At 37.7% G+C, this 504-nt stretch carries 1 protein-coding gene; it reads right to left on the reverse strand.

Features of this window, described 5'->3' with window-relative positions:
- Positions 1–254, reverse strand: a 254-nt coding sequence (locus LC431_RS26210; protein WP_255611254.1) for an RHS repeat-associated core domain-containing protein, incomplete at its 3' end; no start/stop codon positions are given.
- Positions 255–504: the final 250 nt, after the last annotated feature.

The raw sequence follows: 504 nt of genomic DNA on the forward strand, positions 1-504 counted from the left end.
CTAACATACTCATTTACGTTTTCAGAAACATACGCCTGAGAATAGTTTAATTTGGAAGGATCAACCCATTCTATATCATTAAGCCCAAATGAATCTATTATAGAATTACTATTTTTAACGTAAGAGTATAAAGACAAACCTCCATTCAACCCAATCGGGTCCTGGCTTAAGTAATTCCCACTCTCATTATCATAATACCGAAAACGATTATAAGCCAATCCTGTTTCTCTATCAACATACTGTCCCTGATACAAAAACGGAACAAATTCATTATCCCCTTTTCGCAGAGAACCATATACATTCAGTTCCCTTTCCCAGACAAGAATACCCTCCTGATCATAGGCATGCGTAGGTGTTCCGAGATAATCACTGATAATGCTAAACTCCTCCTCTCCAACAATTTTCCCGCAAGGAACGAAGCTTCCCTCCTGATACAGCCAAGTTATTACATTTTATGCAGATTCAGAAGCTTCCTCTACATTATTTTCTTCATCAATACTCAGC

It is taken from the genome of Rahnella sp. GSA61A (assembly GCF_019969905.1).
GTDB lineage: Bacteria > Pseudomonadota > Gammaproteobacteria > Enterobacterales > Enterobacteriaceae > Rahnella > Rahnella aceris.